This window comes from Actinoplanes sp. NPDC049599 (assembly GCF_044465625.1).
Classification (GTDB): Bacteria; Actinomycetota; Actinomycetes; order Mycobacteriales; family Micromonosporaceae; genus Actinoplanes.
On record NZ_JBITLX010000024.1, the window covers coordinates 50,696 to 75,507 of the forward strand.

Annotated in this window: 21 protein-coding genes and 1 pseudogene; 9 read left to right on the plus strand and 13 right to left on the minus strand. The window is 72.5% G+C overall.

Annotated features, from left to right (window positions below; all coding sequences use genetic code 11):
• The first annotated feature begins 114 nt into the window (after window positions 1-114).
• On the plus strand, window positions 115-1,347 hold the full coding sequence (locus ACIBQZ_RS32275; RefSeq protein WP_396092609.1) for an SUKH-3 domain-containing protein: 1,233 nt from the start codon (window positions 115-117) through the stop codon (window positions 1,345-1,347).
• Between the two features lie 18 nt (window positions 1,348-1,365).
• Here the strand turns inward: ACIBQZ_RS32275 and ACIBQZ_RS32280 are convergent, their stop codons facing one another.
• The 4 genes from ACIBQZ_RS32280 to ACIBQZ_RS32295 all read right to left on the minus strand — a co-directional run bounded on the left by ACIBQZ_RS32280 (window position 1,366) and on the right by ACIBQZ_RS32295 (window position 6,292).
• On the minus strand, window positions 1,366-2,046 hold the full coding sequence (locus ACIBQZ_RS32280) for a maleylpyruvate isomerase N-terminal domain-containing protein (RefSeq protein ID WP_396092610.1): 681 nt from the start codon (window positions 2,044-2,046) through the stop codon (window positions 1,366-1,368).
• Window positions 2,047-2,116: 70 nt separating this feature from the next.
• Window positions 2,117-2,533: a zf-TFIIB domain-containing protein gene (locus ACIBQZ_RS32285; protein WP_396092611.1), complete on the minus strand. Its 417-nt coding sequence runs from the start codon at window positions 2,531-2,533 to the stop codon at window positions 2,117-2,119.
• Window position 2,534: 1 nt separating this feature from the next.
• Entirely contained in the window at window positions 2,535-3,779 is a 1,245-nt protein-coding gene (locus ACIBQZ_RS32290) for a glycosyltransferase 87 family protein (RefSeq protein ID WP_396092612.1), read from the minus strand.
• The gene (locus ACIBQZ_RS32295; protein ID WP_396092613.1) at window positions 3,776-6,292 is read right to left on the minus strand and encodes a putative bifunctional diguanylate cyclase/phosphodiesterase; all 2,517 of its coding nucleotides are present in this window, start codon (window positions 6,290-6,292) and stop codon (window positions 3,776-3,778) included. The genes ACIBQZ_RS32290 and ACIBQZ_RS32295 overlap by 4 nt, the downstream gene beginning before the upstream one ends.
• A gap of 573 nt (window positions 6,293-6,865) precedes the next feature.
• On the opposite strand from ACIBQZ_RS32295, the gene moaC reads away from it, so the two are divergent.
• Genes moaC through ACIBQZ_RS32315 form a run of 4 tightly spaced genes read left to right on the plus strand, consistent with a single transcriptional unit; the run spans window position 6,866 to window position 9,490 of the window.
• Complete coding sequence (moaC, locus tag ACIBQZ_RS32300; RefSeq protein WP_396092614.1) at window positions 6,866-7,357, plus strand: cyclic pyranopterin monophosphate synthase MoaC; 492 nt, start codon at window positions 6,866-6,868, stop codon at window positions 7,355-7,357.
• Window positions 7,354-7,839, plus strand: a complete 486-nt coding sequence (locus ACIBQZ_RS32305; RefSeq protein WP_396092615.1) for a molybdenum cofactor biosynthesis protein B — start codon at window positions 7,354-7,356, stop codon at window positions 7,837-7,839. The genes moaC and ACIBQZ_RS32305 overlap by 4 nt, the downstream gene beginning before the upstream one ends.
• The gene (locus ACIBQZ_RS32310) at window positions 7,836-9,062 is read left to right on the plus strand and encodes a molybdopterin molybdotransferase MoeA (protein WP_396092616.1); all 1,227 of its coding nucleotides are present in this window, start codon (window positions 7,836-7,838) and stop codon (window positions 9,060-9,062) included. Before ACIBQZ_RS32305 ends, ACIBQZ_RS32310 begins: the two co-directional genes overlap by 4 nt.
• Window positions 9,059-9,490 (plus strand): molybdenum cofactor biosynthesis protein MoaE, encoded by a 432-nt coding sequence (locus tag ACIBQZ_RS32315; protein WP_396092617.1) that lies wholly within the window; start codon window positions 9,059-9,061, stop codon window positions 9,488-9,490. The genes ACIBQZ_RS32310 and ACIBQZ_RS32315 overlap by 4 nt, the downstream gene beginning before the upstream one ends.
• A 16-nt stretch (window positions 9,491-9,506) precedes the next feature.
• Here the strand turns inward: ACIBQZ_RS32315 and ACIBQZ_RS32320 are convergent, their stop codons facing one another.
• Both ACIBQZ_RS32320 and ACIBQZ_RS32325 read right to left on the minus strand, forming a co-directional pair.
• Window positions 9,507-10,952 (minus strand): glycosyltransferase 87 family protein, encoded by a 1,446-nt coding sequence (locus ACIBQZ_RS32320; RefSeq protein ID WP_396092618.1) that lies wholly within the window; start codon window positions 10,950-10,952, stop codon window positions 9,507-9,509.
• 105 nt (window positions 10,953-11,057) lie between these two features.
• A complete protein-coding gene (locus ACIBQZ_RS32325; RefSeq protein ID WP_396092619.1) occupies window positions 11,058-11,600 on the minus strand; it encodes a DoxX family membrane protein in 543 nt (180 codons plus the stop codon).
• Window positions 11,601-11,705: 105 nt separating this feature from the next.
• On the opposite strand from ACIBQZ_RS32325, the pseudogene ACIBQZ_RS32330 reads away from it, so the two are divergent.
• A pseudogene (locus ACIBQZ_RS32330) lies at window positions 11,706-12,182 on the plus strand (GNAT family N-acetyltransferase); the annotation flags it as partial.
• On the opposite strand, the gene ACIBQZ_RS32335 reads toward ACIBQZ_RS32330, so the two are convergent.
• Both ACIBQZ_RS32335 and ACIBQZ_RS32340 read right to left on the minus strand, forming a co-directional pair.
• A complete protein-coding gene (locus tag ACIBQZ_RS32335; RefSeq protein ID WP_396092620.1) occupies window positions 12,173-13,375 on the minus strand; it encodes an AAA family ATPase in 1,203 nt (400 codons plus the stop codon). The pseudogene ACIBQZ_RS32330 and the gene ACIBQZ_RS32335 overlap by 10 nt on opposite strands.
• 90 nt (window positions 13,376-13,465) lie before the next feature.
• The gene (locus tag ACIBQZ_RS32340) at window positions 13,466-14,167 is read right to left on the minus strand and encodes a hypothetical protein (protein WP_396092621.1); all 702 of its coding nucleotides are present in this window, start codon (window positions 14,165-14,167) and stop codon (window positions 13,466-13,468) included.
• A 173-nt stretch (window positions 14,168-14,340) separates the two neighbouring features.
• On the opposite strand from ACIBQZ_RS32340, the gene ACIBQZ_RS32345 reads away from it, so the two are divergent.
• A complete protein-coding gene (locus ACIBQZ_RS32345; RefSeq protein ID WP_396092622.1) occupies window positions 14,341-15,042 on the plus strand; it encodes a prepilin peptidase in 702 nt (233 codons plus the stop codon).
• 248 nt (window positions 15,043-15,290) lie between these two features.
• Here the strand turns inward: ACIBQZ_RS32345 and ACIBQZ_RS32350 are convergent, their stop codons facing one another.
• From ACIBQZ_RS32350 to ACIBQZ_RS32370, 5 genes are all read right to left on the minus strand, one after another.
• On the minus strand, window positions 15,291-18,512 hold the full coding sequence (locus ACIBQZ_RS32350) for a UvrD-helicase domain-containing protein (protein ID WP_396092623.1): 3,222 nt from the start codon (window positions 18,510-18,512) through the stop codon (window positions 15,291-15,293).
• A gap of 67 nt (window positions 18,513-18,579) precedes the next feature.
• Entirely contained in the window at window positions 18,580-20,040 is a 1,461-nt protein-coding gene (locus ACIBQZ_RS32355) for a metallophosphoesterase (RefSeq protein WP_396092624.1), read from the minus strand.
• Between the two features lie 2 nt (window positions 20,041-20,042).
• Complete coding sequence (locus ACIBQZ_RS32360; protein ID WP_396092625.1) at window positions 20,043-20,282, minus strand: MoaD/ThiS family protein; 240 nt, start codon at window positions 20,280-20,282, stop codon at window positions 20,043-20,045.
• Between the two features lie 116 nt (window positions 20,283-20,398).
• Window positions 20,399-21,406: a GTP 3',8-cyclase MoaA gene (gene moaA, locus ACIBQZ_RS32365; protein ID WP_396092626.1), complete on the minus strand. Its 1,008-nt coding sequence runs from the start codon at window positions 21,404-21,406 to the stop codon at window positions 20,399-20,401.
• Window positions 21,407-21,553: 147 nt separating this feature from the next.
• Window positions 21,554-22,435 (minus strand): fructosamine kinase family protein, encoded by an 882-nt coding sequence (locus ACIBQZ_RS32370; protein WP_396092627.1) that lies wholly within the window; start codon window positions 22,433-22,435, stop codon window positions 21,554-21,556.
• A gap of 56 nt (window positions 22,436-22,491) precedes the next feature.
• Here ACIBQZ_RS32370 and ACIBQZ_RS32375 point away from each other — a divergent pair, with 56 nt between their 5' ends.
• A complete protein-coding gene (locus ACIBQZ_RS32375) occupies window positions 22,492-22,995 on the plus strand; it encodes a GNAT family N-acetyltransferase (RefSeq protein ID WP_396092628.1) in 504 nt (167 codons plus the stop codon).
• A 96-nt stretch (window positions 22,996-23,091) separates the two neighbouring features.
• A complete protein-coding gene (locus ACIBQZ_RS32380) occupies window positions 23,092-24,708 on the plus strand; it encodes a DUF4192 family protein (protein WP_396092629.1) in 1,617 nt (538 codons plus the stop codon).
• Window positions 24,709-24,812 lie beyond the last annotated feature (104 nt).

Consider the following 24,812-nt stretch of genomic DNA (forward strand, 5'->3'; position numbering starts at 1 on the left):
GGTGGTCCTCCCCCGGCACCCGACCCTCGATCGAGGTGACCCTACCGGGCGGCGCAACGCGCCGTGGTCCGGTAGTTTCACCTCGCACACGGATGCGGGGCGACAGGGGTTCAGATGATCACGCGGGAGGACGCCGAGGAGATCGCCGCCGGGTGGGCGCGCAGCGAGACCGAGCGCCGCGGTTACGAGTGCCTGCCGATGATCTCCGAGTTCGACCTCGGCTTCGTGGTGTGGACCCAGCAGCCGCCGACCGTCCTGCCGATCCCCGGCGACGGGGCCCGCACGGTCATCGACCGCCAGACCGGCGCGCTGTCCACCTACCCCGGCGTGCCCGCCGGCGTGATCGCCGACCTCTACCGTGAGCACCAGCCGGCCGTCGTGGCCCAGCGCCGCACCGTTGATCCCGAAGTGGAGCTGCGCCGCAACGCCCGCCGCCGGCCGACGCCCACCACCGCCGCGCACCTGACCGTCGACGGGCGGCTCTTCATCGCCCGCGGCGCCAAGGGCGACCAGGCGATCAACCACCACCCGCTGGTCGCGGCCTACCTGGCCGACCTGGAGCCGGCCCGGACGGTACGCGGCACCGAACGGCACGCCGAGCTCATCGTCCTCTCCGACGCCCTGCACGAGGCCGACCGGCAACGCGAGGAGCCGTTGACGCTGGACGAGGCGCGGGCCTGGCTGCGCACCGCCGACTTCACGGCGTACTTCGTCCGGGACCGGGGTGACCCGCTGGGTGGCACCGAGGCCCGGCCGTGCGAGTCGTGCATCCTGACGCTGGTCGACTTCGCCCTGCTGCCGTGGTCCCATCTGGCGTTCGTGGAGCCGTTCCGGCCGTACTCGGAGAACATCGCCCAGCCCGGCCGCTTCCCGGACCCGGTCGCCGGAGCGCTCGCCGACGCGGGCTGGCGACCGATGCAGCCGGTGGTGGCCGAGGTGCTGGCCGACGGCATGATCGACGACGTGGTGAACGTGCCGGGCCTGCGGCACCGGCACGTGCCGTTCCCGGCGGCGCGGGCCGCGATCATGGATTTCCCCGGCATCTTCTGCGGCCTGCGCGGTCCGGGGGTACGCCGCTGGGTCCGCTGGCTGAACCTGGAGCCGGTGGCGGCGGCACACACCGCCGACGTGCTGGCCGAGCTGGCCGAGGTGATCGGGGCGGCGCTGTTCCCGATCGGCGTCGAGGCCAAGGGCGACGCGATCGTGGCGATCGACGACCGCGGCCGGGTGTTCGCGCTCGACCAGGGCGGCGAGTGGTTCCTGGGCGGCACCCTCGACGAGGCCCTGATCAGCCTGTTGACCGGCGACGGGCCGGCAGAGCGCATCCGCGACGACGGCACCTGGTAGGCCCGGCGCCGGGATTGCTCAGCTGAGCAGGGGATAGAGCGCCGCTCGGTCGCCCAGCACGGCCAGGTCCTCGTCGGTCAGTTCCTCCCGGCCCGCGCCCTTGAGCAGCGCCTCCCGCTCGGACCAGTGCGCCGGCAACCCGTCCGAGCCCGCGAGTCCGTCCATGGTGGAGACCGCGAGCGCCGCCGCCTCGGGGTCCGGTTCCGGCGCGTCGGGCAGCGACACGATCAGGTCTAGGTGGTGGATGACCGCCTCGGTGACCAGCGTCGCCACGAAGTCCGGGACCGCCAGCACGAGGCTCTGGGTGCGGATGAAGCCGGTCGGATCGGCCTGGCCGGCCGCGTACCCGGCGGCTGCCGCCGTCTCGGTCCAGCGTTCGACGATGCCGCTCGGGCGGCTGAAGGCCGCCGCCGTGCGCCGCACCCATTGGGCGTGCGCGATGGCGTCCCCGGAGCCCGGCATCACCCGGAAGTAGGAGATGTAGTCGGCGTCCGGCGGGCCGGCCGCCGGGGTGGCGAGCGCGACCAGGGCGCGCTGTGGATCCAGGCTCAGGTGCAGCAGCAGGTCGCAGACCGTCCAGCCGCGGCAACCCGACGGCAGCAGCAGGTCGAAGTCGTCAAGCTCGGCGACGACGGCGGTGACACCCGTGTAGGCGGCGTGCAGGGCCGCGGTGAGCGCGGCCGGCGCGGGAAGTCCCATGACTGAGCACCCTGGCACGCCGCCGGCCCGCCCGCACCAGCAGGCGCGGGCGGATCGGCGGGTGGCCGGCTCAGCCGAAGAACTCGTTCAGGAAACCCTTGTGCTTCTTCTGGCGGTAGTGGCCGTGGTGGCCCTGCCGGTAGTGGCCGTGGTAGCCGGCGCCGTACTGCGGCTGGGGCGCGCCGTAGGGGGCCGCGGCGGGGTACGCCGGCTGGCCGTACCCGGGCGGCGGCGGGGCCGCGTAGCCACCGGGGGCGGGCGGGGGCGGGGCGGCGTAACCACCCGGCCGCGGGGCCGCGGGCGGGGCCTGCGCGGGACGCGGGGCGCCTCCGCCCGGTCCGCTCCAGTTGGCCTCGGCCTCGAAGAGTTTCTCCAGCTCACCGCGGTCGAGGAAGATGCCGCGGCACTCGGTGCACTGGTCGACCGTGACGCCGCTGCGCTCGTAGACGCGCATCTCGCCATGACACTTCGGACAGGTCATCTGCATCTCACAAACGGTACAAGGCTGTGTCACCGTCTGGTGCCTTAGTTGCTGTGGGTCTGCTGAGTGCCGCGCCGAGGGCCGGGGCCCAGACCAGCAGCGCGAGCGGGTACAGCAGGTATCCGAACCGCGTCGTGGGCATCAGCAGGATCGCGGCCAGCAGGCCGTACCCGCAGAAGAGCGCGGCGGTCGCGGCCGTGCGCGGCGGCCGGCGCAGGAGCACGACGGCGATCGCCAGCGCGACCGCGACCAGCAAGCCGAGCGCGACGTAACGACCGCCCGGCACCGCCTGGGCGATCAGGTAGCCGGGGAACGGCGACTGGGCCGGGCTGGTCACCAGGCCGTGGCCGAGCGGGAAGCGGATCACGTTCTCCACGAACCCGTCGCTGTCGATCAGCAGGGCCGGCAGCAGCGCCAGCACCGGCAGCCCGACGGCGCCGGGCAGGAACCGCCGGGCGGCGCCGGCGTGGAGGGCGAGCACCGCCAGGACGACCACGACCGGCAGGGCGAAGAGCTTGAGGGCGGCGGCCGCGCCGACCGCGAGGCCCGCGGCGCCGAAGCGGCTGCCGGCGCAGCACGCCAGAGCCAGCAGGGCGAGAGCCAGGACCGGCAGGTCGTCGCCACCGGTGGCCAGGGTCAGAGCACAGATCGGGAGTACGGTCGCAAACTGCACAGCCCGCACCAGGCTCCCGCCGCGCGGCAGCAGCCGCACCGCCGCGATCAGCGCCGCCGCCGTCGCCACCGCGAACCAGATGCGCGCGTCGGTCCACCACACGTCACCGAACGCGGCCCGTGGCAACCCGAAAACGGCCATGCCCGGCTGATACGGCGCATACCCCAGCAACTGCTCCCCGGGCGGCAGCGCGGCGATCGCCTCCGGCGGCAGGTACGGCGTCCCGCTGCTCGCCAGCCGCTCACCCATGTGCTCGGCGACCAGCACCTCCTCCTGTGCCCGGCCGGCCCGCCCATCGGCACGCTGCACCGCCTGGACGACCAGCGGGAGCAGCGCCGCGCCGGCCCAGGCCACCCAGGTCAGCCCCATCCGCCACCGCGGCCGCCGCAGCACCAGCTGCCCCGCCACGACCAGCAGCGCGCCCAGGTAGGCCCAGGCGGCGATCGCGCCCCAGGCCCGATGCGGCTGCAAGGTTGAGGACAGCGCGGTGACGAGGGCGAACGCGGCGGCGAGGCCGTACAGCGCGGCGTCGGCGGCGAGGCCACCGAGGGCCCGGTCGAGGCGCGCGAGCAGGGTCACGCGGGCAAGTGTGGCAGAGAAGATCTGCCCGTCCCGGGCGACCGGCGGCGCGGCATCCGGACCACGGAACCGGCCGGGTGCAACGGCCCGGCCAGCACACCCGGCCGCCCGGCGGAACCACGCTGCAGCGTGGCCAGCAGCCGCCCGGCACGCATCGGCCGGGCGAACAGGTGCCCCTGACCGGCGACGCAGCCGAGCTCCCAGAGCGCGTGGCGTTGCGGTTCGCTCTCCACGCCCTCGGCGATGACGGTCAGGTGGAGGCTGCGGGCGAGATCCACGGTCGAGCGCACCACCGCGGCGGCCTCCGAGGAGGTCTCGACCGCCCGGACGAACTCCCGGTCGATCTTCAGTTGGTGCACCGGCAGGCGGGACAGCACCGAGAGCGAGGAGACGCCGGTGCCGAAGTCGTCGAGCGCCAGCCGCACCCCGGCATCCCGCAGCTCGCTCAGCGCCCGGTCGACCACCTCGAGCTGGCTCAGGGTCAGGGTCTCGGCCAGCTCCAGCACCAGCCGGTCGGCCGGCACGGCGTGCCGGCTGAGCTGGGCGAGCACGGCCGCCGGGAAGGTCTCGTCGAGCAGGCTGCGGGGCGAGACGTTGACCGCCACCGGCAGGTCGAAACCGGCCTCCAACCACATCCGGTACGCGGTGAGCGACTGCTCCAGCACCACGTCGGCGAACGCGGGCAGCTGGCCGGACCGCTCGACGGTCTGCAGGAACTGGGTCGTGCTGAGGTTGCCGTGCTGCGGGTGGTGCCAGTGTGCCAGCGCCTCCGCCGAGATGACCTCGCCGCTGCCCAGGTCGACGATCGGCTGGAAGTCGACGACGAACTCGTGCTCGGCCACCGCGCGGGTCAGCTCGCCGCCCAGGATGAGCCGGCCGACGTCGGCGGTGTCGCGGGAGTGCGCGTAGGTCGCCGTCCGCTGGCCGCCGCGTTTCGCCTGGTACATGGCCACATCGGCGCGGCGCATCAGCTCCTGCACGCCGCCGGTGCCCGGGGCCAGCGCGATGCCGCCGGCCGCCTCGACGGTGAGCTGCATGCCCTCGACCTCGATCGGCCGCTCCAGGCTGTCGAGCATGGCCGTGGCCCGGTGCGCGGCGACCGCGGGCGTGGGCAGGCCGGTGAGCAGCATCGCGAACTCGTCGCCGCCCAGCCGGGCCACCAGGTCGCCGGGGGTGGCCGCCTCCTCCAGGCGCTTGGCGACCTCGCGCAGGACGTCGTCGCCGGCGGTGTGCCCGAGCGTGTCGTTGACCTCCTTGAAGTGGTTGAGGTCGATCAGCAGCAGGGCGAAGATCCCGTCGACGGTCCGCGCCTCGAACCTGGCCCGGGCCTGCTCCAGCAGCTCACGGCGGTTGGCCAGGCCGGTCAGCGGGTCGTGCGCGGCGGCGTACGCGTTCTCCGCGTTGATCCGTTTGAGCTCGGCGTAGGCGCGCGCGTTCTGCACCGCGGTGTGCAGCGACGAGGTGAAGGTCTGGAGTTTGTACTCCTCGGAATCGTCCAGCTTGACCGGCTTGCGGAAGAGCAGCCGCAGCACGCCGATGTTCTCCGCGTCCGGACCGTGCAGGACCGCGTCGACGACCGGCCCGGTGCGGGTGGGAGCCAGGTCGGGGGGCCCCTCGTAGGTGACCCGGCCCGCCGAACCCCGGACCAGCCGGGGCGGGTTGACGTCGCGCAGTTCGATCTCGGCGCCGTCGGCCGAGAAGAGCCCCGGTGCGCGGGTCACCGCGGCGTGCAGAACGGCGGTCAGGTCGGTGACGTTGAGCCGGTCGGTGCTGGCCGCCAGGCGTTGCCAGGCCTCCTGGTCGGCCCGCTGCCGGATCCGGTTCTTCGTGGCGAACTGCAGGGCGAGCATCGCCGGCACCATGGCCACGATCAGCCGGGGGTCCTCCGCGACGACGTACACGACGAGCACGGCGATGGCGACGTTGGCCAGCCGGATCACCGCGACCACGTCCCAGTTGCGCAGGAACGACCGGCGCCAGGACGTCTGGGTGGCCAGTGCCACCACGGTGTGGCCGAGTAACTCGTCGACGACCGCGTACGCGAGGGCGGCCAGCAGCAGGGTGGTCGCGAGCCGGGGCAGCGGCTGGATCTCGAAGGTCAGCTCGGGCGAGGGGTGCAGGCCGGCCAGGTAGGCGGTGACCGCGGCGGCGGTGGCGGCGATCGTGTTCTTGGTGACGTTGAAGGTCACCTTGATCGGGTCACGCAGGGCTGCCTTGGCGATCAGCACCCCGCACGCCGTGCAGAGCACGGTCAGCGGCAGCGGCACGGTGGCCACCGCGAGCAGGATGGCGCCGGAGGTCGAGGTGAAGTTGATGTGATCGGCGCGAACGCGCACCTCGATCAGGCGTCCGCTGGCCGAGGCGATGATGGTGGTGAGCGCCAGGGGGTACAGCAGCGCACCGGGGGTCATCGCGGGGAAGTGAGCGAACGCCCAGGCCAGGCAGCCCAGGCCGGCAAACGCGACGAGACCGACATACAGCCGGAGCTGCCTGTCGGTCTTCGCGTCGTTCACTGCGAACTTCCCATGCCTCCATGGTGGCCCAAGGCCGGTACACGCTGTCAATGCCTCGGTGCACTTGGGTGACGGTCGTTCTTCGTCAGGCTCAGGTCCAGTCGATCTCACGCATCGCACACCTCCCGCTCTCGTGAATGCACGGCGGCCATTGCGGGGGCGCCGATGCGACATTTTTCGCAGATCTGAACTGCGTTTCCTGACAAGAGACTAGGAACAACGCAGAGATCTGTGAAGCAGGATTTGTCGCTCGTTTCACGAAATGCTAGGAACGCGAGCTATTTACCATATGCGTAGCGGATTACTGACGCTGCGCAGTCGGGGTCCGGGACCAGTGCCCCGCCGTGCGAATCGCCAAACACGGACGAATGTCCTGCTACAGGCGGTGGTGAACGCGGGGCCCTGTCCTTCTTACGCCATTGGTGTGCCGGCGATAAGCGTGCGGTGGCTCAATTCACCGCGTAGAGCGGATTGCGAATCGGAATGGCTACGGAAAGTTCGTGATCGCTGACGATGCGGCACGGCCGTGCGGTTATTCCCCGGCCCGCACCGCCTCCTGGATAGGCTGATCCAGTGACCAACGCAGCGAAACTGACTCATGTCGACGCCGACGGCGCAGCCCGGATGGTGGATGTGACGGCCAAGGCGGTGACCGAGCGCCGGGCCGTGGCCGCCGGCCGGGTGAGCACCACCCCAGAGGTGGTCGCGCTGCTGCACGGCGACGGCCTGCCCAAGGGCGACGCCCTGGCGGTCGCCCGGATCGCCGGGATCATGGGAGCCAAGCGCACCCCCGACCTCATCCCCCTGTGTCACCCGATCGGCCTGCACGGGGTCACCGTCGACCTGAGCATCACCGGCACCGGCGTTGACATCACCGCGACGACCAGGACGGCCGACCGCACCGGCGTCGAGATGGAAGCGCTCACCGCGGTCGCCGTCGCGGGGCTCACGCTGATCGACATGATCAAGGCGGTGGACCCGGCGGCCAGCATCGAGTCCGTCCGGGTCCTGCGCAAGGACGGCGGCAAGACCGGCGAGTGGCTGCGCCCGGCGGACCGTCCGTGATCCGGGCCCGCGTCATCGTCGCCTCGAACCGCGCCGCCGCCGGTGTCTACGCCGACACCAGCGGTCCGCTGCTCGTGGCCGGGCTGCGCGAGCTCGGCTGCGCGGTGGACCCGGAGCCCGTCGTGGTGCCCGACGGCGAGCCGGTCGCCGAGGCGTTGCGAGCGGCCCTGGCGGACGGGATAGCCGTGGTGCTCACCAGCGGTGGGACCGGTGTCACACCGACGGACCGCACCCCCGAGGCGACCCGTCCGCTGCTCGACTTCGAGGTGCCGGGCATCGCGGAGGCGATCCGCACGTACAGCAGGGACAAGGTGCCGACGGCCGCGCTGTCGCGGGGGCTGGCCGGGGTCGCCGGTCGGACGCTGGTGGTCAACCTGCCCGGTTCCACCGGCGGGGCCCGGGACGGGCTGGCGGTGCTGGGGCCGATCCTTGTCCACACCGTCGCCCAGATCGGCGGCAGCGACCATAAGCTCTCCGAGTGAGCGCAGACAGCATCCCGGTCGACTGGGACAAGGCACGCACTTCCGCGTACGAGGCCGGCCGGGCCGCCGCGGGTCCCGCCGAGACGGTGCCGCTGGCCGGCGCCGACGGCCGTACTCTCGCTGAGCCGCTGGTCGCCCTGACCGACCTGCCGGCGTTCCCGACGTCGAGCATCGACGGCTGGGCGGTCCGCGGGCCGGCGCCCTGGCGGCCGGCCGGCCGGGTGCTGGCCGGCGGCACGGCGGCGCCGCTCACCGACGACGGCACCTGCGTCGAGATCGCCACCGGCGCGATGGTGCCCGAGGGCGCCGAGGCGCTGATCCGGGTCGAGGAGTCCACCCGCGGCGCCGAGGGCCGGATCAGCGGCACCCCGCGACCGCTGCCGGAGTGGCGGCTGCCCGGCGACGAGGCGCGGCGCGGCGAGGAGCTGCTGCCGGCCGGCACCCCGGTCGACCCGGCCGTCCTCGGCATGGCCGCGACCTGCGGCTACGACGCCATCCCGGTGCGGCCGCAGCCGCGCGCCGCGCTGCTGGTCTTCGGCGACGAGCTGCTCACCAGCGGCCCGCCGGGAGCCGGCCGGGTCCGCGACTCGCTGAGCCCACTGGTGCCGGCCTGGCTGCGCCGCTACGGCGCGACCGTGAGCCCGTCGGCGGTCCGCGGCCCGGTGCGCGACACGCTCGATGCGCACGTGGCGGCGATCCGCGACGCGCTGGCAGTCGCGGACCTGGTCTGCACGACCGGCGGCACGATGAACGGCCCGGTCGACCACCTGCACCCGGCCCTCGCCGAGCTCGGCGGGGAGTATGTGGTGAACACGGTCGCGGTCCGCCCCGGCTTCCCGATGCTGCTGGCCCGGGTGCCCGGCCCGGACGGCCGCTTCCGCTTCCTGGCCGGCCTGCCCGGCAACCCGCAGTCCGCGGTGATCGCGCTGATCACCCTGGTCGCCCCGCTGCTGGCCGGCCTGCACGGCCGGGAGTTCCCGGCCCTGCCCAAGATCGAGCTGACCGCGCCGGTCCCCGGCCGCGGCGGCTTCACCCACCTGGCGCTGGCCTCGCTCGACCGGGACGGCCGCCGGGCCACCCCGGTCGGCCACGTCGGCTCGGCCATGCTGCGCGGCCTGGCCACCGCCGACGGCTTCGCCGTGGTCCGCCCGGACACCGAGGCGGCCGCTGGCGACCTCGTCCCGTTCCACCCGCTGCCGCTGTATCCCGGAGAGCGCCCGTGACCACGCCAGAGACAGTGCGTATCGCCGAGGTCCACGACACGACCCTGGACCTGGCGGCCCACGAGAAAGCCGTCGCGGACCCCCGGGCCGGCGCGGTCGTGTCGTTCCAGGGCGCGGTCCGCGACCACGACGACGGCAAGGGCGTCACGCTGCTGGAATACGAGGGTCACCCGAGCGCGGCGGCGGTGCTGCGCCAGGTGGCTGAGGAGATCGCGGCCGACCCGGCCGTGTATGCGGTGGCGGTGTCCCACCGGGTCGGCGTGCTGGAGATCGGCGACGTGGCGCTGGTGGCGGCGGTGAGCACGGCACACCGGGCGGCGGGGTTCACGGCCTGCGCGCGGCTGGTCGACGAGGCGAAGGCGCGCCTGCCGATCTGGAAACGCCAGGTCTTCACCGACGGCACCGAGGAATGGGTGAACTGCCCGTGAGGATCACGGGCACGCCTTAGCGGCCCGGGTCGCGGGGCGGGGGGATCGTCGACGCCGACAGCGGCCCGCCCGGGGTGTTCCGCATCGGGCCCACTCGCCGCACCGGATTCGCCGGGCCGGGAGCGGACGTTGCCGGGGCCGCCGCTCGGCGGGACCGGCCCAGCCACCGGTTGACCGGGAAGGCCGGCGCCACTCCCGGCCGCCACGGTAAGGCGTTGACCAGCAGGATCAGGGCCAGGGCGTAGCAGTTGGCGGAGAACGTGTCGGGCAGGCTCCACATCGGCGCGAGCACGAAGAGCAGATAGGTGACCCCGGCGGCGATCGCGAAGGGCAGCCCCGCCCAGCGCCCCGGCGGCGGGCGGCCGCAGGTGACCCGGCGGCGGGCCGCGGCGTCGATCAGGATCAGCACCGCCGGCAGCACCCAGATGAGCTCGTTGGTGTCGGTCACCGGTCCGACGATCGCCGCGGTCAGCCCGACCAGCGTGAACGCCGCGATCTCGTCGCCGTCCGCGTGCGCCGCCCGGGCCCGGATCAGCCCGACCGCGATGAGCAGCAGCGAGAACGACAGCCACAGCAGCACCGGCGTCGTCGCCGAGTCGTAGATACGGGCCAGCACGCCCGCCAGCGACTGGTTGGCGATGGTGTCCACCGGGCCGGTGCGGTCGATGCGCCAGAGCACCTCACCGAGCCACGCGACGGTTTCCCCGGGGCTGACCAGCAGGGCCGCCGCGGCCGCCGTCAGGGCCGTGCCGGTCGCGGTCAGCGCCGCCCGCCACTGCCGGGTGATCACCAGGTAGAGGATGAAGAACGCCGGGGTCACCGCGAGCGCCGTGGCCAGGCCGACGCCCACGCCGGCCCACGCGCCGGTCGCCCAGCCTCGCTGCAGCAGGTCAACGGGGGTGCGGCTGCGCGGTGGCGAGGAGGCGGGGCGGCCCGGCCACCATGCGGCGCGGCTGCGGGCCCACGCGCCCCGGCGCAGGGCCACGATGTCGGCGGTGATCAGCCCGAACGCCAGCAGACCCAGCGTGCCCAGGCCGAGCGCGGCACGCACCGGCTCCACGGTCAGGGCCAGGGCGCCCGCGGCCAGCACCACCGGCCAGGGGCGGCGGCCGTACCGGCGGGCCACCGGGCCCACCAACGCCACCAGGGACAGGCCGAGCGCGGCGACCCCGGCGAGCGCGGTCAGCCAGCCGGCCACCGGCAACGGCAGGAAAACCGCGGGGGAGACCAGGAACAACGCCGGCGGGGGCAGGGCAGTGCCCAGGTGCGTCAGAGGCGCCCGGTACGCGTACAGGCCGTCGCCGGACAGGGCGTGGCCGATCGCCGCGCGGTCCACGGCGAGGATGCTGAAGCCGTACCGCTGGGCGATCGTGGTGATCGCGGCCAGGATGCCGACCCAGGCGAGCAGGACCACCACGCACCTGGTGGTGGCCGGACGCGCGGCAGTCCGCATCGCGGGCATGGCGCGACCTCCCCGTAGCTCGACCCCGGCGTCACCGCGCCGGTCTTGCAGGCGCGCCGCCCTGGTGCTTCGACGGCTTAACGCCGGGTGAGCCCGTTAGGTGATTCAGCCGGGGATCTTGCGCGCGGCGGCCGCGGTGACCGCGGCGATCTTGGCCTCGCGCCGGGCCGTGCGCACCACGCGGCGCACCGAGCGCTGCGAACGGTCGACGGCGTGACTGGTGCGGTAGCTGATCCCCGGCTTGCCCTGGGTGTCGACCGCGGCCAGCAGCAGCCCGCCGAGCAGGCCGAGGTTCTTCAAGAAGTGCGTCTGGTGGTGGGACCGCTCCGGCTGGGGGAACCTCCAGAACGGGTGCCCGGCGAAGGTGGTCGGCACCAGGCCGGCGGCGAGCACGGCGGCGGCGGGCCGGGTGAAGCGCCCGCTGGCCAGCAGCAGCCCGGCGACCACGTCGGCGGCGGCCTTGGCCTGCACCAGGGTGCGCGCGTCGCTGGGCAGCCGGGGATCAACCCGCTCGATCAGCGGTCCGACCTTGTCGGTGACCCGCTTGGCGGCCGTGACCTTGTCATCGGGGTCGAGGACGATCCGAACTCCGCTGACCACGAAGACCGCACCGAGCATGGCGCGGGCTGCAGTACGCACAGGCTTCATAGCCCCGTTATACCCGGATCCGCGGAAGCGCGCCGGGTGAGTTGTGGATAGCTTCCCCGACCCCTCCGTAGGGTTCCGGGCATGAGTGAGGTGCGGATCGAGTAACCCGAGGATGCTGACGGCGTACGCCGTGTGCTGGAGGCGGCGTTCGGGGGTGAGGACGAGGCCCGGCTGGTCGCGGCGTTGCGGCCGACCCATGCGTGGCTCCCGGAGTTTTCCGTCGTCGCCGAGGAAAACGGCCACGTGGTCGCGTTCGCGCTGCTCAGCCGGATCATGATCGGCGGGGAGGCGGGGCTGGCGCTCGGGCCGGTGGCGGTCGCACCCGGGCGGCAGCGGCACGGGCTGGGCACGGCCGTCGTCCGCGACGCCCTGCGGCGGGCCACGGAGTCCCGGGAGCGGCTGGTGCTGGTGCTCGGTGAGCCCGCGTACTACCGCCGCTTCGGGTTCGTCCCGGCCGCGCCGTACGGGATCACCAGCGAATGGTCCTCGGCGGGTGACGCCTGGCAGGTCCTGGCCCTGCGGGCGGTCGAGGCCCGCTACCCCGCGCCGTGGCGCAACGTCCAGGCCGACCTTCAGGGCTGAGTACGCAGGTAGCGGCCGAAGTGCGGCACCGTGAACGCCACCGTGCCGCGCTCGCCCGAGTAGATCAGGCCCTTCTTGATCAGGGCGTCCCGGGCCGGCGACAGGCTGGCCGGCCGCCGCGACAGGGCCGCGGCGATGTCAGCGGTCGGCACGGCCGCGTCCATGTCGTTCTCCGAGTCGCCGGAGAGCGAGGCCATCGCGCGCATGTATTCGCGCTCCGCCGGCGTGGCCCGCTCGAACCGGGAGCCGAAGAAGCCGACCGCCAGCTCGGTCTCCGCCTCCGGCGCCGCCATCCGGACGTCCTCCGCGGTCACCGGCGACGTCGGCGCGTGGTCCCAGGTCGCCTTCCCGTACGCCTGCACGAAGTAGGGGTAGCCGCCGGACTTCTCGTACAGCAGGTCCAGCGCCTTGGGCTCGTACTCCACGTCCTCGCGCGCCGCCGGGGCACACAGGGCAAGGTCGGCGGCGATCCGGTCGAGGCGGTCGATGCGCTGGTAGCGGAAGAGCCGTTCCGAGTAGGACTTCGCCGCGGACAGCACCGCCGGCAGGTGGGGCAGGCCGGCGCCGACGACGATGAGCGGGGCGCCGAGCTGGGACAACTCGTGGCAGGCGGCGCAGAGCGCGGACACGTCCGCCGGGCCCAGATCCTGCATCTCGTCGATGAACAGCGCGATGCCGGTGCCGACGTCGGTGGCGAGCGACGCGGCGTCGGTGAAGAGCTCCACCAGGTCGATCTCGATGTCGCCCGAGTCGGCGCGGCCACGGGCGGGCGGCACGTCGATGCCGGGCGTCCACCGGTCGCGCAGCTTCGCCGACGAGTCGTTGGCCCGCAGCGCGAAGGCCTTGAGCACCGCCAGCACCTCGTCGACCCGTTCGGGGTTGCGGTGGTGCGGGGTCAGCTCGCGGATCGCCATGTGCAGCGCGGCGGAAACCGGCCGGCGCAGCGACTGGTCGGGCCGGGCCTCGATCTTGCCGGTGCCCCAGAGCCGGCCGATCGCGGCGGACCGGAGCGTGTTGAGCAGCACGGTCTTGCCGACCCCGCGCAGTCCGGTCAGGACCAGGCTGCGTTCCGGCCGGCCCCGGGCGACGCGTTCCAGCACCACGTCGAAGGCATCCAGCTCACGGCCGCGACCGGCCAGCTCGGGTGGCCGTTGGCCGGCGCCGGGCGCGTACGGGTTGCGGACCGGATCCACGGATAGCACCGTATCGGGCTCTCTAGCCGAAAAGCTAGAGTCAACAATCGAACGGTATCTACGGCAGTCTAGCGTTGAAGCTAGAGAGCGCTAGTCGACGCCATACTCGCGGAGGCAGAGGACGAAGTCGAGGCTGTCCAGCTCGCTGTCGTAGAAGTACCACTTGGTGTACTTGGACACCTTGCTGCACTTGGACTCGGCGTCGGCCTCGCCGGTGGTGCGGCCGTCGACCCGCTTGAGCACCTCGTAGGTGCCGCTGGCGCAAGCCACGATCTTGAGGTCGGGGCTGTCGTCGGCCGAACCCTCGTTGCGCACGCACTGGCCCTTGGCCACGAAGCGCGCGTCCTCGCTGCTCTGCGGCTCGGGCACGGAACCGTTGGTGGCGCTCGCCGTCGCGCTGGGCTCTCCCGTCGCGCCGCCCTGCGGATCACTCGAACGCTGCACCAGCCACCCCGCGGTCGCGAGACCGCCGAGGATGAGCAGGCCGAGCACCACAACCAGCACGACGATCGGGGTGTTGCGCCGTCTCGGCGGCGCCGGGGTCGGCGCCGGGTGCCACATCGGTGGCGCGCCGTTCATCGGATTCACGGGATAACCGCCGTTGAAGCCGGTGGAACTCTCGGGCACGGGCGGCACCGACATCGGCTGACCGCCCCACGCGGTGTCGGGCACCGGCGACGCGTGGGTCGCCGCGTCACCCCAGGGGTCGGCCGGCTCCGTGTAGGGCTCGTCGGAACCTGATGATCCGCTGGCCGGCCAGCCCTGGCCGGGATAGGGGCCGTTCTGCGACATCGGGGTTCCTCCAGGCGCGGGATCGCTGTACGCCACCGTAGCGTGGCGGACTGACTCGTTCTCTCCCGGAATCGCGCCGACCTGGGCTCAACTCGGTGACAACAGGGCTATTCGCCTCATCTGTCGGCAACGCGACCCGCCCGGCGCCGGTCGGCCCGCTAGCGTTCAGCCCCATGTCATTGTCGGTGACGGTCTGCGCGGCGGTCTTCGGCGGCGCGTCGGCCGCGTTCGTGCCGCGCCCGGCGCACCGCCTGGCGGTGCCCCGCGGCGACCATCCGAGATCAACTTGCGCGGCCTGCGCGGCAGCCTTGACGACCTGGGTACGGGCCGGAGCACCGTGCCCGTGTGCCCGGCCACCGGTGTGGACGGTGATGGCGGGTGCGGTGGTGACGGGCGTGCTGGCCGCCACGACCGGCCCGGCGCTCATGCTGCTGGTGCTGTTGCCCGTGGCGATGCTGGGCATCCTGCTGGCCGTGATCGACCTCCGCTGTCTCCGGCTGCCGGACGCGCTCGTGGCGCTGCTGGGAGTGGCTACGGTGGTGCCGTTGAGCCTCGGGGCCGTGGTTGCCGGGGATCCGGGCCGGGTCGGCCGGGGCATGCTGGCGGCGTTGCTGAGCGGGGCGATCTATCTGGTTGTCGCCTTGTTGCCGGGTGGTGGGCTGGGGCTTGGGGACGTCAAGCTGGCGGCGGTGTTGGGGTTCACGCTCGGCTTTGTGGGGTGGGAGGCGTTGGTGGCCGGCCTCGTGGCACCGCATCTGATCAACGGACCGGCTGCGTTGATCCTCTTGCTCACCCGTCGAGCAGGACGCCGGACCGGGATGCCGCTGGGGCCGGCGCTGCTGACCGGCGCGCTCCTCGCCATCGCCCTCACCTGACCTGTCCTCGCCTGACGTGGCCCCGCCTCGCCTGGCTTCGCTTCGCCTGGCTTCGCTTCGCCTGGCTTCGCCTCACCTGGCCTCGCCCGACCTGGCCTCGCCCGACCTGGCCTCGCCCGACCTGGCCTCGATCGGGTGGCCGGGCTGTCGAGGTCGAGTGAGCCTGCCGAAATTGTCAGAGGCTGCTGCCAGACTTTCGGACATGGGCGACGACGTGCGGGTCGGGCTGCTCCTGCCGGCTGCCCCGGTCAGAGGAGCCGCAGCTGCCGGTCCTTCGGACGGGCCGGGACGGTGTCGCCCATCCGCTCGAAGAGCCCCAGGTCGATCGCGTCCAGAAACGGCGTCGGCGACTGCTCGCGTTCCGAGCCGTGCCGGAAGCGTCGCGCCGCGTGGCTCACATAGAGCCGGTCCTGCGCCCGGGTCAGCCCGACGAAGAACAGCCGCCGCTCCTCGGCCGTCTCGTCGTCCGTCGGCTTGGTGCCGGGCCAGCGCAGCGGCAGCAGCCCGTCCTCGCAGCCCACCAGGAAGACGACCGGGAATTCCAGGCCCTTCGCGGCGTGCAGGGTGAGCAGGTTGACCGCCTCCGCGCGCGGGTCGAGCGCGTCGACCTCGGCGCCCGTGGCGATCTCCTGCAGGAACCGCGGCAGGTCCTCACCGATCCGGTGCGCCAGCGGCATGAGCAGGTCGGCCGCCGTCCAGACGTCCTCGGGCGCGAGCTGCTCGGCGTCCAGGGTCGGCGCCGCGTAGCGCTGGGCCATCACCTGGGCGGTGAGCTTGACGCGCGCCGCGAGTGACCCGCCGAGCCCGTCGGCGTGCCGCAGCTCGCGCGCGAGCACCTGCACCCCGGGCCGGTCCCGCAGGCGATTGTGTGACCGCTTCTGCACGGGTACGCCGGCCCGCGACAGCGCGTCCACCACGGCCTGGGCCTGCGAGTCCGTGCGGTACAGGACGGCGATGTCCGAGAAGGACAACGTGCCCGGGGCCACCGCGCGGGAGTCGACGCGGCCGGAGTCCAGGGAACGGTGCGACAGGCCGCCGACCAGCTCGTCGACCGTACGGACCACGAAGTCCGCCTCGTCCGCCACGCTGCCGGCGAAGTAGCGCCCCACCAGCGGCGACTCGGGGTTGACCCGGGCCGGGTCGAGCCGCCGGCCCTGCACCAGCGTGGTCGGCGCGATCGCCTGCACGGCCGCGGCCAGGATCGGCGCCGACGAGCGGTAGTTGCGGGTCAGCCGGACCAGCCGGGCATCGGTGAAGTCACGGGAGAAGCGCAGGAAGTAACCGACGTCGGCGCCACGGAAGGAGTAGATCGCCTGGTCCGGGTCTCCGATCGCGCACAGGTTGCCGTTCTCGGGCGCGAGCAGCCGCAGCAGCTCGTACTGCACGTCGTCGACGTCCTGGTACTCGTCCACGAAGATCCACTGCCAGCGCTTGCGGTACCGCTCGACCAGCTCGGGCTCGTCCCGCAGCAACGCGACCGGCATCGTGAGCAGGTCGTCCAGGTCGACCAGGTCCTGCTGGCGGAGCAGCTTCGCGTACGCCTGGTCGTCGTCGCCGGCTTGTTCCCGGGCGGCGGCCCGTTCGGCGTCGTCGGCGATCCGCCAGTTCGCGCCGAGCCCGGCGGCTTTCGCGTTCTCCTTGAGGATGCTCAGCCCCAGCGAGTGGAACGTGCCGACGGTGATGTCCTCGGCGACGTCCGGGATCAGCGCGTCGAGCCGGTGCCGCATCTCCTCGGCGGCGCGGCGGGTGAAGGTGATCGCCAGGCAGCGTTCGGGGAAGACGCCCAGCTCGGCGCAGAGGTAGGCGATCCGGTGCGTCAGCGTGCGGGTCTTGCCGGTGCCCGGGCCGGCCACGATCAGCAGGGGTCCGCCGGGCGCGGAGGCCGCGACCCGCTGCATGGCGTCGAGGCGGTCCAGCAGCCCGGTGCCGACCTCTTCCATGCCGGCGAGCATCGGCTCGAACGGCTCGTGCGGGCTGGCCGGCGGCGGCAGCGGCGGTGCCTTCTTCTTCGGCTCCTTGGCGGCCTTCGGCACCGGGGCGCGGCCGATCGCCGGCTCGGCCTTGCGCTGCTGCGGCACCGGTACGGGGATCATGTCGAACAACGTCTCGGCCTGCGGTGCGCTCTGCTTGTTGCGCAGTTCGCCGGGCTCGAAGAGGGTGATGACGCCGTACTCGCCGTCGTACCCGGAAATCCGCCGCACGTCGCCGCGCCGCAGCCGGCCGATGGCCTCGCGGAGCTGCTCGCCGCCCACCTGGCCGATCTCGTCGAGCGGGACCCGCCGCAGGATGTCCAGCTCCGCGCCGAGGCTGGCGACCAGGTGGTTGAGCTGGCCGTCGACGGTCTTGGACTTCGGGCCGACACCGTTGATCTCGCCGATGATCTCGGCCAGCTGGATGAGATGCACAACCTGCTGGTCCCGCGCGCCGCCGCCGGCGGAGCGGTCGGCCAGCTCCTCGACCCGGTTGAGCACGCCGACCGTCAGCGGCTTGCCGCACTCGGGGCAGCGGCCGCCGTGCTCCCGGGTCCGCTCGGGCGCCCAGTTGATGCCGCAGGCGCGATGCCCGTCCGCGTGGTATTTGCCCTCTTCCGGGAAGAACTCGATGGTGCCGGCGAGGGCATCCCCGGCCTTGATCGCGAAGTAGTCCGGCGCGCCGGTGAAGAGCGTCGCCTCCCTCGCCAGCGCCGCCGGCGAGTGCGCGTCCGAATTGGACACCAGCCGGTAGCGGTCCAGGCTCGAGACCCGCCAGTTCATCGCCGGGTCGGAGGAGAGGCCGGTCTCCACGGCGGTGATGTGTTCGGCGAGGTCGGCGTAGCAGTACGCGATCGCGTCGAAGCCGGACTTCGAACCCAGTGCGGAGAACCACGGGGTCCAGATGTGCGCGGGGACGAGATAGGCGTCCGGGCTGGCCTCGAGCGTGATCTCCAGCAGGTCCCGGGAGTCAAGGCCGAGGATCGGCCGGCCGTCCGCGGTGAGGTTGCCGATCCGGCCGAGCGCCGTGTTGAACCGGGCGGCGGCCGCGAGGTCCGGCATGTAGATGAGGTGGTGCACCTTGCGGGTGCGGTCGTCACGCTTGTAGATCGTGGAGATCTCGACGCTGAGCATGAACCGCGCGTCCGAGCCGCCCTGCAGGATCGGCGGCAGGCGGCGGCTGACGTCCTGCTCCGCGTCGCCGCCGAGCCGGTAGAGGCCGGGCTCGTCGGCAGGGCGGAGGTTTTCCCGCAGGTGGTCGAACCAGGCGGGATGCGTGAAGTCACCGGTGCCGAGCACCGCGATGCCCTTGCGCCGGGCCCACCAGGCCAGATTCGGCAGGGTGAGATCGCGGCTGCAGGCCCGGGAGTACTTGGAGTGGATGTGCAGATCCGCGACGTATGTGTCCGCGGTGACCGAGGACCCTTCGCTAACCGAGGGCACGCTGCATCCTGTCACGAGCGCCCGGCACGCCACGAGCCGCCACGCGCGAAGTGACATAACCGATCCACGATTGAATCCTGCGGAGATGTGCGTCGTGGCTCCGCGGAACTCCCCGGATTCACTGTTACGGGGTACGCAGCTCGATGACCGTGACCTGCGGCGGAGCCCCGACCCGGACCGGCGGGCCCCAGAACCCGGCGCCGTTGGTGACGTAAACCGGCACACCGTCGACCTTGCCCAGGCCGCTCACCACGGGCTGCTCCAGCTTGACGAGCAGGTTGAACGGCGCCATCTGACCGCCGTGGGTATGCCCGGAAACCTGCAGGTCCACTCCGAACGGAGCCGCGTCCCGGGCGACCGCGGGCTGATGCGCCATCAGCACAACGGGCCGCCGGGCATCCCGGTCACCGAGCGCCCGCTGCAGATCGGGCCCGTCCCCGAAGTCGACACCGCCGAGATCATTGACCCCGGCCAGGTCAAGCCCGTCGATCTCCAGCCGCTCGTTGCGCAGCGGCCGCACCCCGAGCCGCGCCACCTCGGTGACCCACTCCTGATATCCGGAGTAGTACTCGTGGTTGCCGGTGACGAAGAAGGCGCCCCGCCGCGACCGAATGCCGGCCAGCGGCGCGGCGAACCTGCCCAGCTCAGCAACGCTGCCGTCGACCAGATCCCCGACGATGCAGACGATGTCGGCGTTGACGGAGTTGATGAGCCCGACGATCCGGGCGGCGTGCTGGGTGCCGGTCAGCGGCCCGAGATGGATGTCGGAGACGACGGCCAGGCGGGTGCCGTCCATGGCCCGGGGGAGCTTGGCGAGGGGAAGCTGGACGCGGTCGAGCTGAGGAGGACCGAGGGCGGTCTTGACGCCGTAGCCGGTGACACCGGCGGCGGTGAGACCGGCGAAGATCGCGACGCCGCGGGCCAGAAGAAGACGGCGGTTGATGCCGGCCTGGGCGTCCGGGCCCAGCTGGGCGTCGAGGGCCGGGTCGAGCAGGGTCGCGGGATCAGCCACGCCGGCATGGACCATCGTCGCGGCGATCGCGGCGGCGTTCTCCCGCTCGGCCGCGCCGACCCTCTCCAGCTCGGCCGCGCCGACCCTCTCCAGCTCGGCCGCGACCCCCTCCGCCTGCGCGCCCGCGTTTGCCAGCTTTGCCGCGCCCGCGGTTTCCGGCTCGGTCGCGCCGACCCTCTCCAGCTCGGCCGCGCCTACCCTCTCCCGCTGGGCCGTGACGGACCTCACGGTCTCAGCCGCGCCCGCCTTCACGCGCTCAACGTCGCCCGCGCGCCTGCTCGCAGCGCGCATCCACAGGTTGATCACCAGGCGCGGGATCTCCAGGGCGGCCAGCGTCACGAGCAGGTAGAACATCAGGGCGAGCCAGAGGTAGCCCGGCCAGGCCAGCCACACCAGATACCCGGAGCGGACCCCGATCAAGGTGACCGGCACCAGCACCGCCAGCAGGACCGCCACAACCGCACCGGCGTGGCGCAGCCGCCCGGGCCGGAGCGGGTCCTTGACCAGGCGCTTCCACAGGTAAAAGTGGATCAAGTCGATGACGATGAAGACCACCGCGACGAACGCGATCAAGCTCAACCCCCAGCGAACGGCGGCAGGACGTCAACCGTCGCACCGGCGGGCAGCGCCGCTTGTCGATCATGGCAGGCGAGCCCGTCCACCAGGAAGCTGGCCGCCTTGAGGACCAGCGCGAGCCGTTCGCCGTGGCGTTCGGTCAGCAGCGAGGTGAGATCGTCAAGCGAATCGGCCGTGAGGTGCTCCGACGAACGGCCCGCGGCCGCCCGCGCGCCGGCGAAGTATCGAACCTCAACCATGACGGTTCACCCTCCTGCCCAGGTTGGCCCGGCAGCGGAGAGAGCTGCTGGTCTCGGCCGCCCGAAGCGCAACGCGACCTCGGCTACCTGGTCGCCGTTGAACCGCGCTTGGCATGTCAGCCCCCGATCGCCGACATCGGCCGCGCCGGCTGCAGGAATGAGGGATCGTCGATGCCGTGGCCCGCCCGCTTGCCCCACATGGCGACCTGCCAGGCCTTCGCGATGGCCGCATCACTCCCGCCCGAGCGCAGCAGCCCGCGCAGATCGGACTCCTCCGTGGCGAAGAGGCAGTTGCGCACCTGGCCGTCCGCGGTGAGCCGAGTGCGGTCGCAGTCGCCGCAGAACGGCCTGGTCACGCTCCCGATGACACCCACCCTTGCCGGGTTGCCCGCCGCGTCGACGTAGCCCGGCACGAGCCAGGTCTCGGCCGGCGCTGTTCCACGTGAAACCGAATCCGCCACCAGCCCGAAGGGCTCCAGGGACGCCAGGATCGCCTCGGCGGTGACCATCTGGTGCCGGTCCCACTGGTGCTGGGCGTCGAGCGGCATCTGCTCGATGAACCGGAGCTCGTACCCGTGGTCCAGGGCGAAACGCAGCAGCTCGGGGGCCTCGTCGTCGTTGACCCCGCGCATCAGCACCGTATTGATCTTCACCGGGGTGAGCCCGGCGCGCGCCGCGCCGGCCAGGCCCTTCAGCACGTCGGCGTGCCTGTCCCGGTATGTGAGCTGCTGGAACCGTGCGGGCGAGAGCGTGTCCAGCGAGACGTTCACGCGATTCAGCCCGGCGTCGCGCAGGGGCGCCGCCAGCCGGTCGAGCCCGATGCCGTTTGTGGTGATGGAGAGCTTCGGGCGCGGCTTGAGCGCCGCCGCCGCGGCGATGATGCCGGTCAGCCCGCGCCGGATCACCGGCTCGCCGCCGGTGAACCGCACCTGGGTCACCCCGAGCTGCTCGACGGCGATCCGGATCAGCCGGCCGACCTCGGCGTCGGTGAGCTGCTGCTCGCGGGGCATCCACGCGAGCCCTTCCTCGGGCATGCAGTAGGTGCAGCGCAGGTTGCAGCGGTCGGTCAGTGACACCCGCAGGTCGCGCGCAACCCGTCCGAACCGGTCAGCGAGCACACTCACGTCGACCCCTCACCCCGCCTGCCCGCGGTAGCTCGGCGCCACTCGGAAAGCCCGGCCCGCTTGCTCACTGGTCGAACCTAGCGCCTGGATACGACATTTGGCGGCGCGCGGTTTGTGGTGCGACGCACTCAACCGGCCACGGAGTGCTCATTTTCGCAGTGCAGCGTCGGCCGCCGCCCGTACCGCGCTCCGGTAGGCGCCGCCGAACGCCGCGGTGTGCACCAGCAAAAGGTGCAGCTGGTGCACGGGTACGCGGTCGCGCCACCCGTCCGTCGGCGGCCACTCCTCCGCGTACGCCTGCAGGATCGTCTCCAGGTGCGGCGCCCCACCGAACAGTCCGAGCTGCGCCAGGTCTGTCTCCCGGTGCCCGCCGTGCGCGGCAGGGTCGACCAGCCACGCCCGGCCGTCGGCGCCCCACAGCACGTTCCCCGGCCACAGGTCGCCGTGGATCCGGGCCGGCGGTTCCTCCCCGCCGTACTCCTCGATCCGGAGGATGACCTGCTCCACGGCCGCGACGTCGGCCGCCGGGAGCGCGCCGCTGTCGGCCGAGATCTTCAGGTACGGCCGCAGCCGCCGCTCCGCGAACCACGGCCCCCACGGCCCACCCGACGGCGTGTTGTCCTGGGTCAGCGGCCCGATGAAGCCGGGCCAGCCGGCGCCGAACGACTCCGCGCCGGCGCGATGGAGCCCCGCCAGCTCCCGGCCGAAGCGCTCGGCGGCCGCAGGCGACGCCGGGCCCGGGTCGATCCATTCGAGCGCGAGCATCTCCGGAAGTGCGACAAACACCTCGGGGATCGGCACTGTCGCGGCCTGGCGGAGCCATTGCAGCCCGGCCGCCTCGGTGGTGAAGAAGTGCTCGGGCGCTGTTCCGGACGGCCACGTCTTGGTGAAGAGTGACGCGCCGTCGTCCAAGGTCAAGCGGGATGCGACGCACACGTCACCGCCCCCGACGGGAGTTTCCCGGATCCGCTGGTGGGTGAGAAATGTCGGGAGATGCTGGGGGTGCGCGCGCAGGTACGCCAGATCCACCGCCTTATCTTCCACTTCGGGTTACGGCATGCCCGAATCGGAGTCAAAATGTCGGCATGACACCTGTCGCGGTGCGTTCGTACCGGCCGAGCGACCACAACGCTGGTCGCCGCCTGTGGTCGGAGCTGACCAATCAGCACAACCAGATGTACGGCGATGCCGCCGACGACGCCGGGGCCGGCTTCGAGGAGTACCTGACCCGGCTGGACCTGAGCGGCCTGTGGGTCGCCGACCATGCCGACGACGGGGTGATCGGGCTCGTCGGGCTGATCATGCGCGGACGTGGCGGCGAGGTGGAGCCGGTGGTGGTCACCCGCTCGCACCGGCACAAGGGCGTCGGCCGCAAGCTGCTGCGGCACGTGGCCGCGGAGGCCAAGAAGCGCAACATGGTGTCGCTGACGATCTCGCCGTCGTCGCGCAACGTCGACGCGATCCGCAGCCTGCACGCGGCCGGCTACGACGTGGTGTCGTCGATCGAACTGACCATGGACCTGGACCGGCATGCCCACGAGTGGCAGCAGGACGGGCTCGAGTTGCATGAGTTGCAGTTTCGTTCCTGACGCGATTCCGCGCTGGGCCCCTGTGGATAACCCGGTTATCCACAGGTTCGACTTTTGGCAGACAGGCGCGGGCCGGATTCGGCCACGCTGCCCGGCATGACATTGCTGAAGGTCAGTTCCCCCGCCGAGCTCATCTCCGCCGTGCCGTTCCTGGTCGGCTTCCATCCTGCTGACAGCCTGATCGTGGTGGCGATGCGCGCCGCGCGCATCATCTGCGCGATGCGCGCCGACCTGCCCGCACGCGACGCCCCGGAGGAAGAGGCCAAGGCAGCGGTGCTGCATCTGGCGAAGGTCGTCCGGCAACAGCAGATCGAGGCCGTCACGATCATCGGGTACGGCGAAGAGCCCCGCGTCACACCGGCAGTCCTGCGCCTGTCGAAGGCGTTCCGCGAGGCGGAAGTGGCGATCGTCGACGAGCTGCGCGTGACGGACGGCCGCCACTGGTCCTACCTGTGCGAAGACCCGGCGTGCTGCCCGCCCGAGGGGCTCGTGTGCGAGCCGGCGTTCAGCGTGGTGGCGACGGAAGCGACGTATGCCGGTGCCGTGGCCCTGCCGAGCCGGGAGGCGCTGGCAGCGCAGCTCGAGTCGGTGACGGGTGACGACCGTGAGGCGATGAACACGGCCACGGCAAGGGCGGTGCTGCGCCTGGCAGCCCTCGCGGCCGAACGCCGACCGGCACCAGACGCCGAGGCCCCCGCCGATCCCGCTCCTGACGCCGAGGAGCCCGCCGACCCCGCTCCTGACGCCGAGGAGCCCGCCGATTTCGCACCCGCTGAGGAACTCGCCGATCCCGCCCCCGCCGAGAAGCCCGCCGAGGCTGGACCCGACGAGGTGCCCGGTGATGCCGGACCCGTCGACGGCGAGCCGCCGAGCACCACGGGCCTGCGAAGCTCCCGATTCCATGACGGGAAGGCGCCCCAGCTCGTGTTGGTCACCTCCGCCGACGATCAACCCGGACCGACCGAGCTGGGTCCGGGCGACGTGATCTGGTCGAGTCTGGGTGTCGCGGCGCCGCTCCCGGACAACCAGCCGGAGTCCGCCGCGGAGGACGCGGGCCTCCTGACGGACGCCGAGCACTTCTATGCCCTGGTCCGCAGCGCGGGCCGGACGGCGGTCCGGGAAGCCGAGTGCTGCTACCGCGCGGGCGGGCGGCTCAGCGACGACGACGCGGCCTGGCTCGGTGTCCTGCTGCTGCACACGCCGGTCCGCGATTACGCCTGGGCCCGCACCCGGACCCACGAGTGGGAACTGGCGTTGTGGTCGGATCTGATGCGCCGGGTGGAACCGCGTTACCTTCCGGCGCCGGCCGCCCTGCTGGCCTTCGTGGCCTGGCGGATGGGGCTGGGCCCGCTGTCCAGCGTCGCGGTGGAGCGCGCCCTCGACCAGAAGCTCGACTACTCGCTGGCGTACCTCATGCAGGGCGTGCTCGCGGCCGGACTGCCGCCGTCAGTGCTCGACGGTTGGCCGGCCGTGGCCGGTATGCCCCCGGTCAGTGCCTGGCTCGACCCGGAGGACGACGACCCGGCGCCCGACCAGCCGGCCTACTTGCGGCCCGGCCCGGTCCTCCCGCCGGACGGCGGCCTCGATCAAGCCCGCGAACAGCCGGAACGTCGAGTTGCGCCGACCAAGTCCCGTGGCGCAGCCGGCAATCGGCCGAACAAGCGGGACAAACGCCCGCAGCAGACCGGCCGCGCCACCCGCCGCCGCATCTGACCCCTGCCGGCCGTCGCGACCCCCTGCCAGCCGTCGCGACCCCCTGCCGGCCGTCGCGATCGGCTGCGGGGACCGAGCGCCACGACCAGCCCTCGGCCGGGCCT

Bases quoted from the DNA above. Each gene is read 5' to 3' on its own strand.
- ACIBQZ_RS32360 (WP_396092625.1), bottom strand. From the start codon at position 20,282: ATGGTTGAGGTTCGATACTTCGCCGGCGCGCGGGCGGCCGCGGGCCGT.
- ACIBQZ_RS32340 (WP_396092621.1), bottom strand. From the start codon at position 14,167: ATGTCGCAGAACGGCCCCTATCCCGGCCAGGGCTGGCCGGCCAGCGGA.
- ACIBQZ_RS32380 (WP_396092629.1), top strand. From the start codon at position 23,092: ATGACATTGCTGAAGGTCAGTTCCCCCGCCGAGCTCATCTCCGCCGTG.
- ACIBQZ_RS32375 (WP_396092628.1), top strand. From the start codon at position 22,492: ATGACACCTGTCGCGGTGCGTTCGTACCGGCCGAGCGACCACAACGCT.
- ACIBQZ_RS32285 (WP_396092611.1), bottom strand. From the start codon at position 2,533: ATGCAGATGACCTGTCCGAAGTGTCATGGCGAGATGCGCGTCTACGAG.
- ACIBQZ_RS32280 (WP_396092610.1), bottom strand. From the start codon at position 2,046: ATGGGACTTCCCGCGCCGGCCGCGCTCACCGCGGCCCTGCACGCCGCC.
- ACIBQZ_RS32275 (WP_396092609.1), top strand. From the start codon at position 115: ATGATCACGCGGGAGGACGCCGAGGAGATCGCCGCCGGGTGGGCGCGC.
- ACIBQZ_RS32320 (WP_396092618.1), bottom strand. From the start codon at position 10,952: ATGCCCGCGATGCGGACTGCCGCGCGTCCGGCCACCACCAGGTGCGTG.
- ACIBQZ_RS32350 (WP_396092623.1), bottom strand. From the start codon at position 18,512: ATGTCACTTCGCGCGTGGCGGCTCGTGGCGTGCCGGGCGCTCGTGACA.
- ACIBQZ_RS32325 (WP_396092619.1), bottom strand. From the start codon at position 11,600: ATGAAGCCTGTGCGTACTGCAGCCCGCGCCATGCTCGGTGCGGTCTTC.
- ACIBQZ_RS32345 (WP_396092622.1), top strand. From the start codon at position 14,341: ATGTCATTGTCGGTGACGGTCTGCGCGGCGGTCTTCGGCGGCGCGTCG.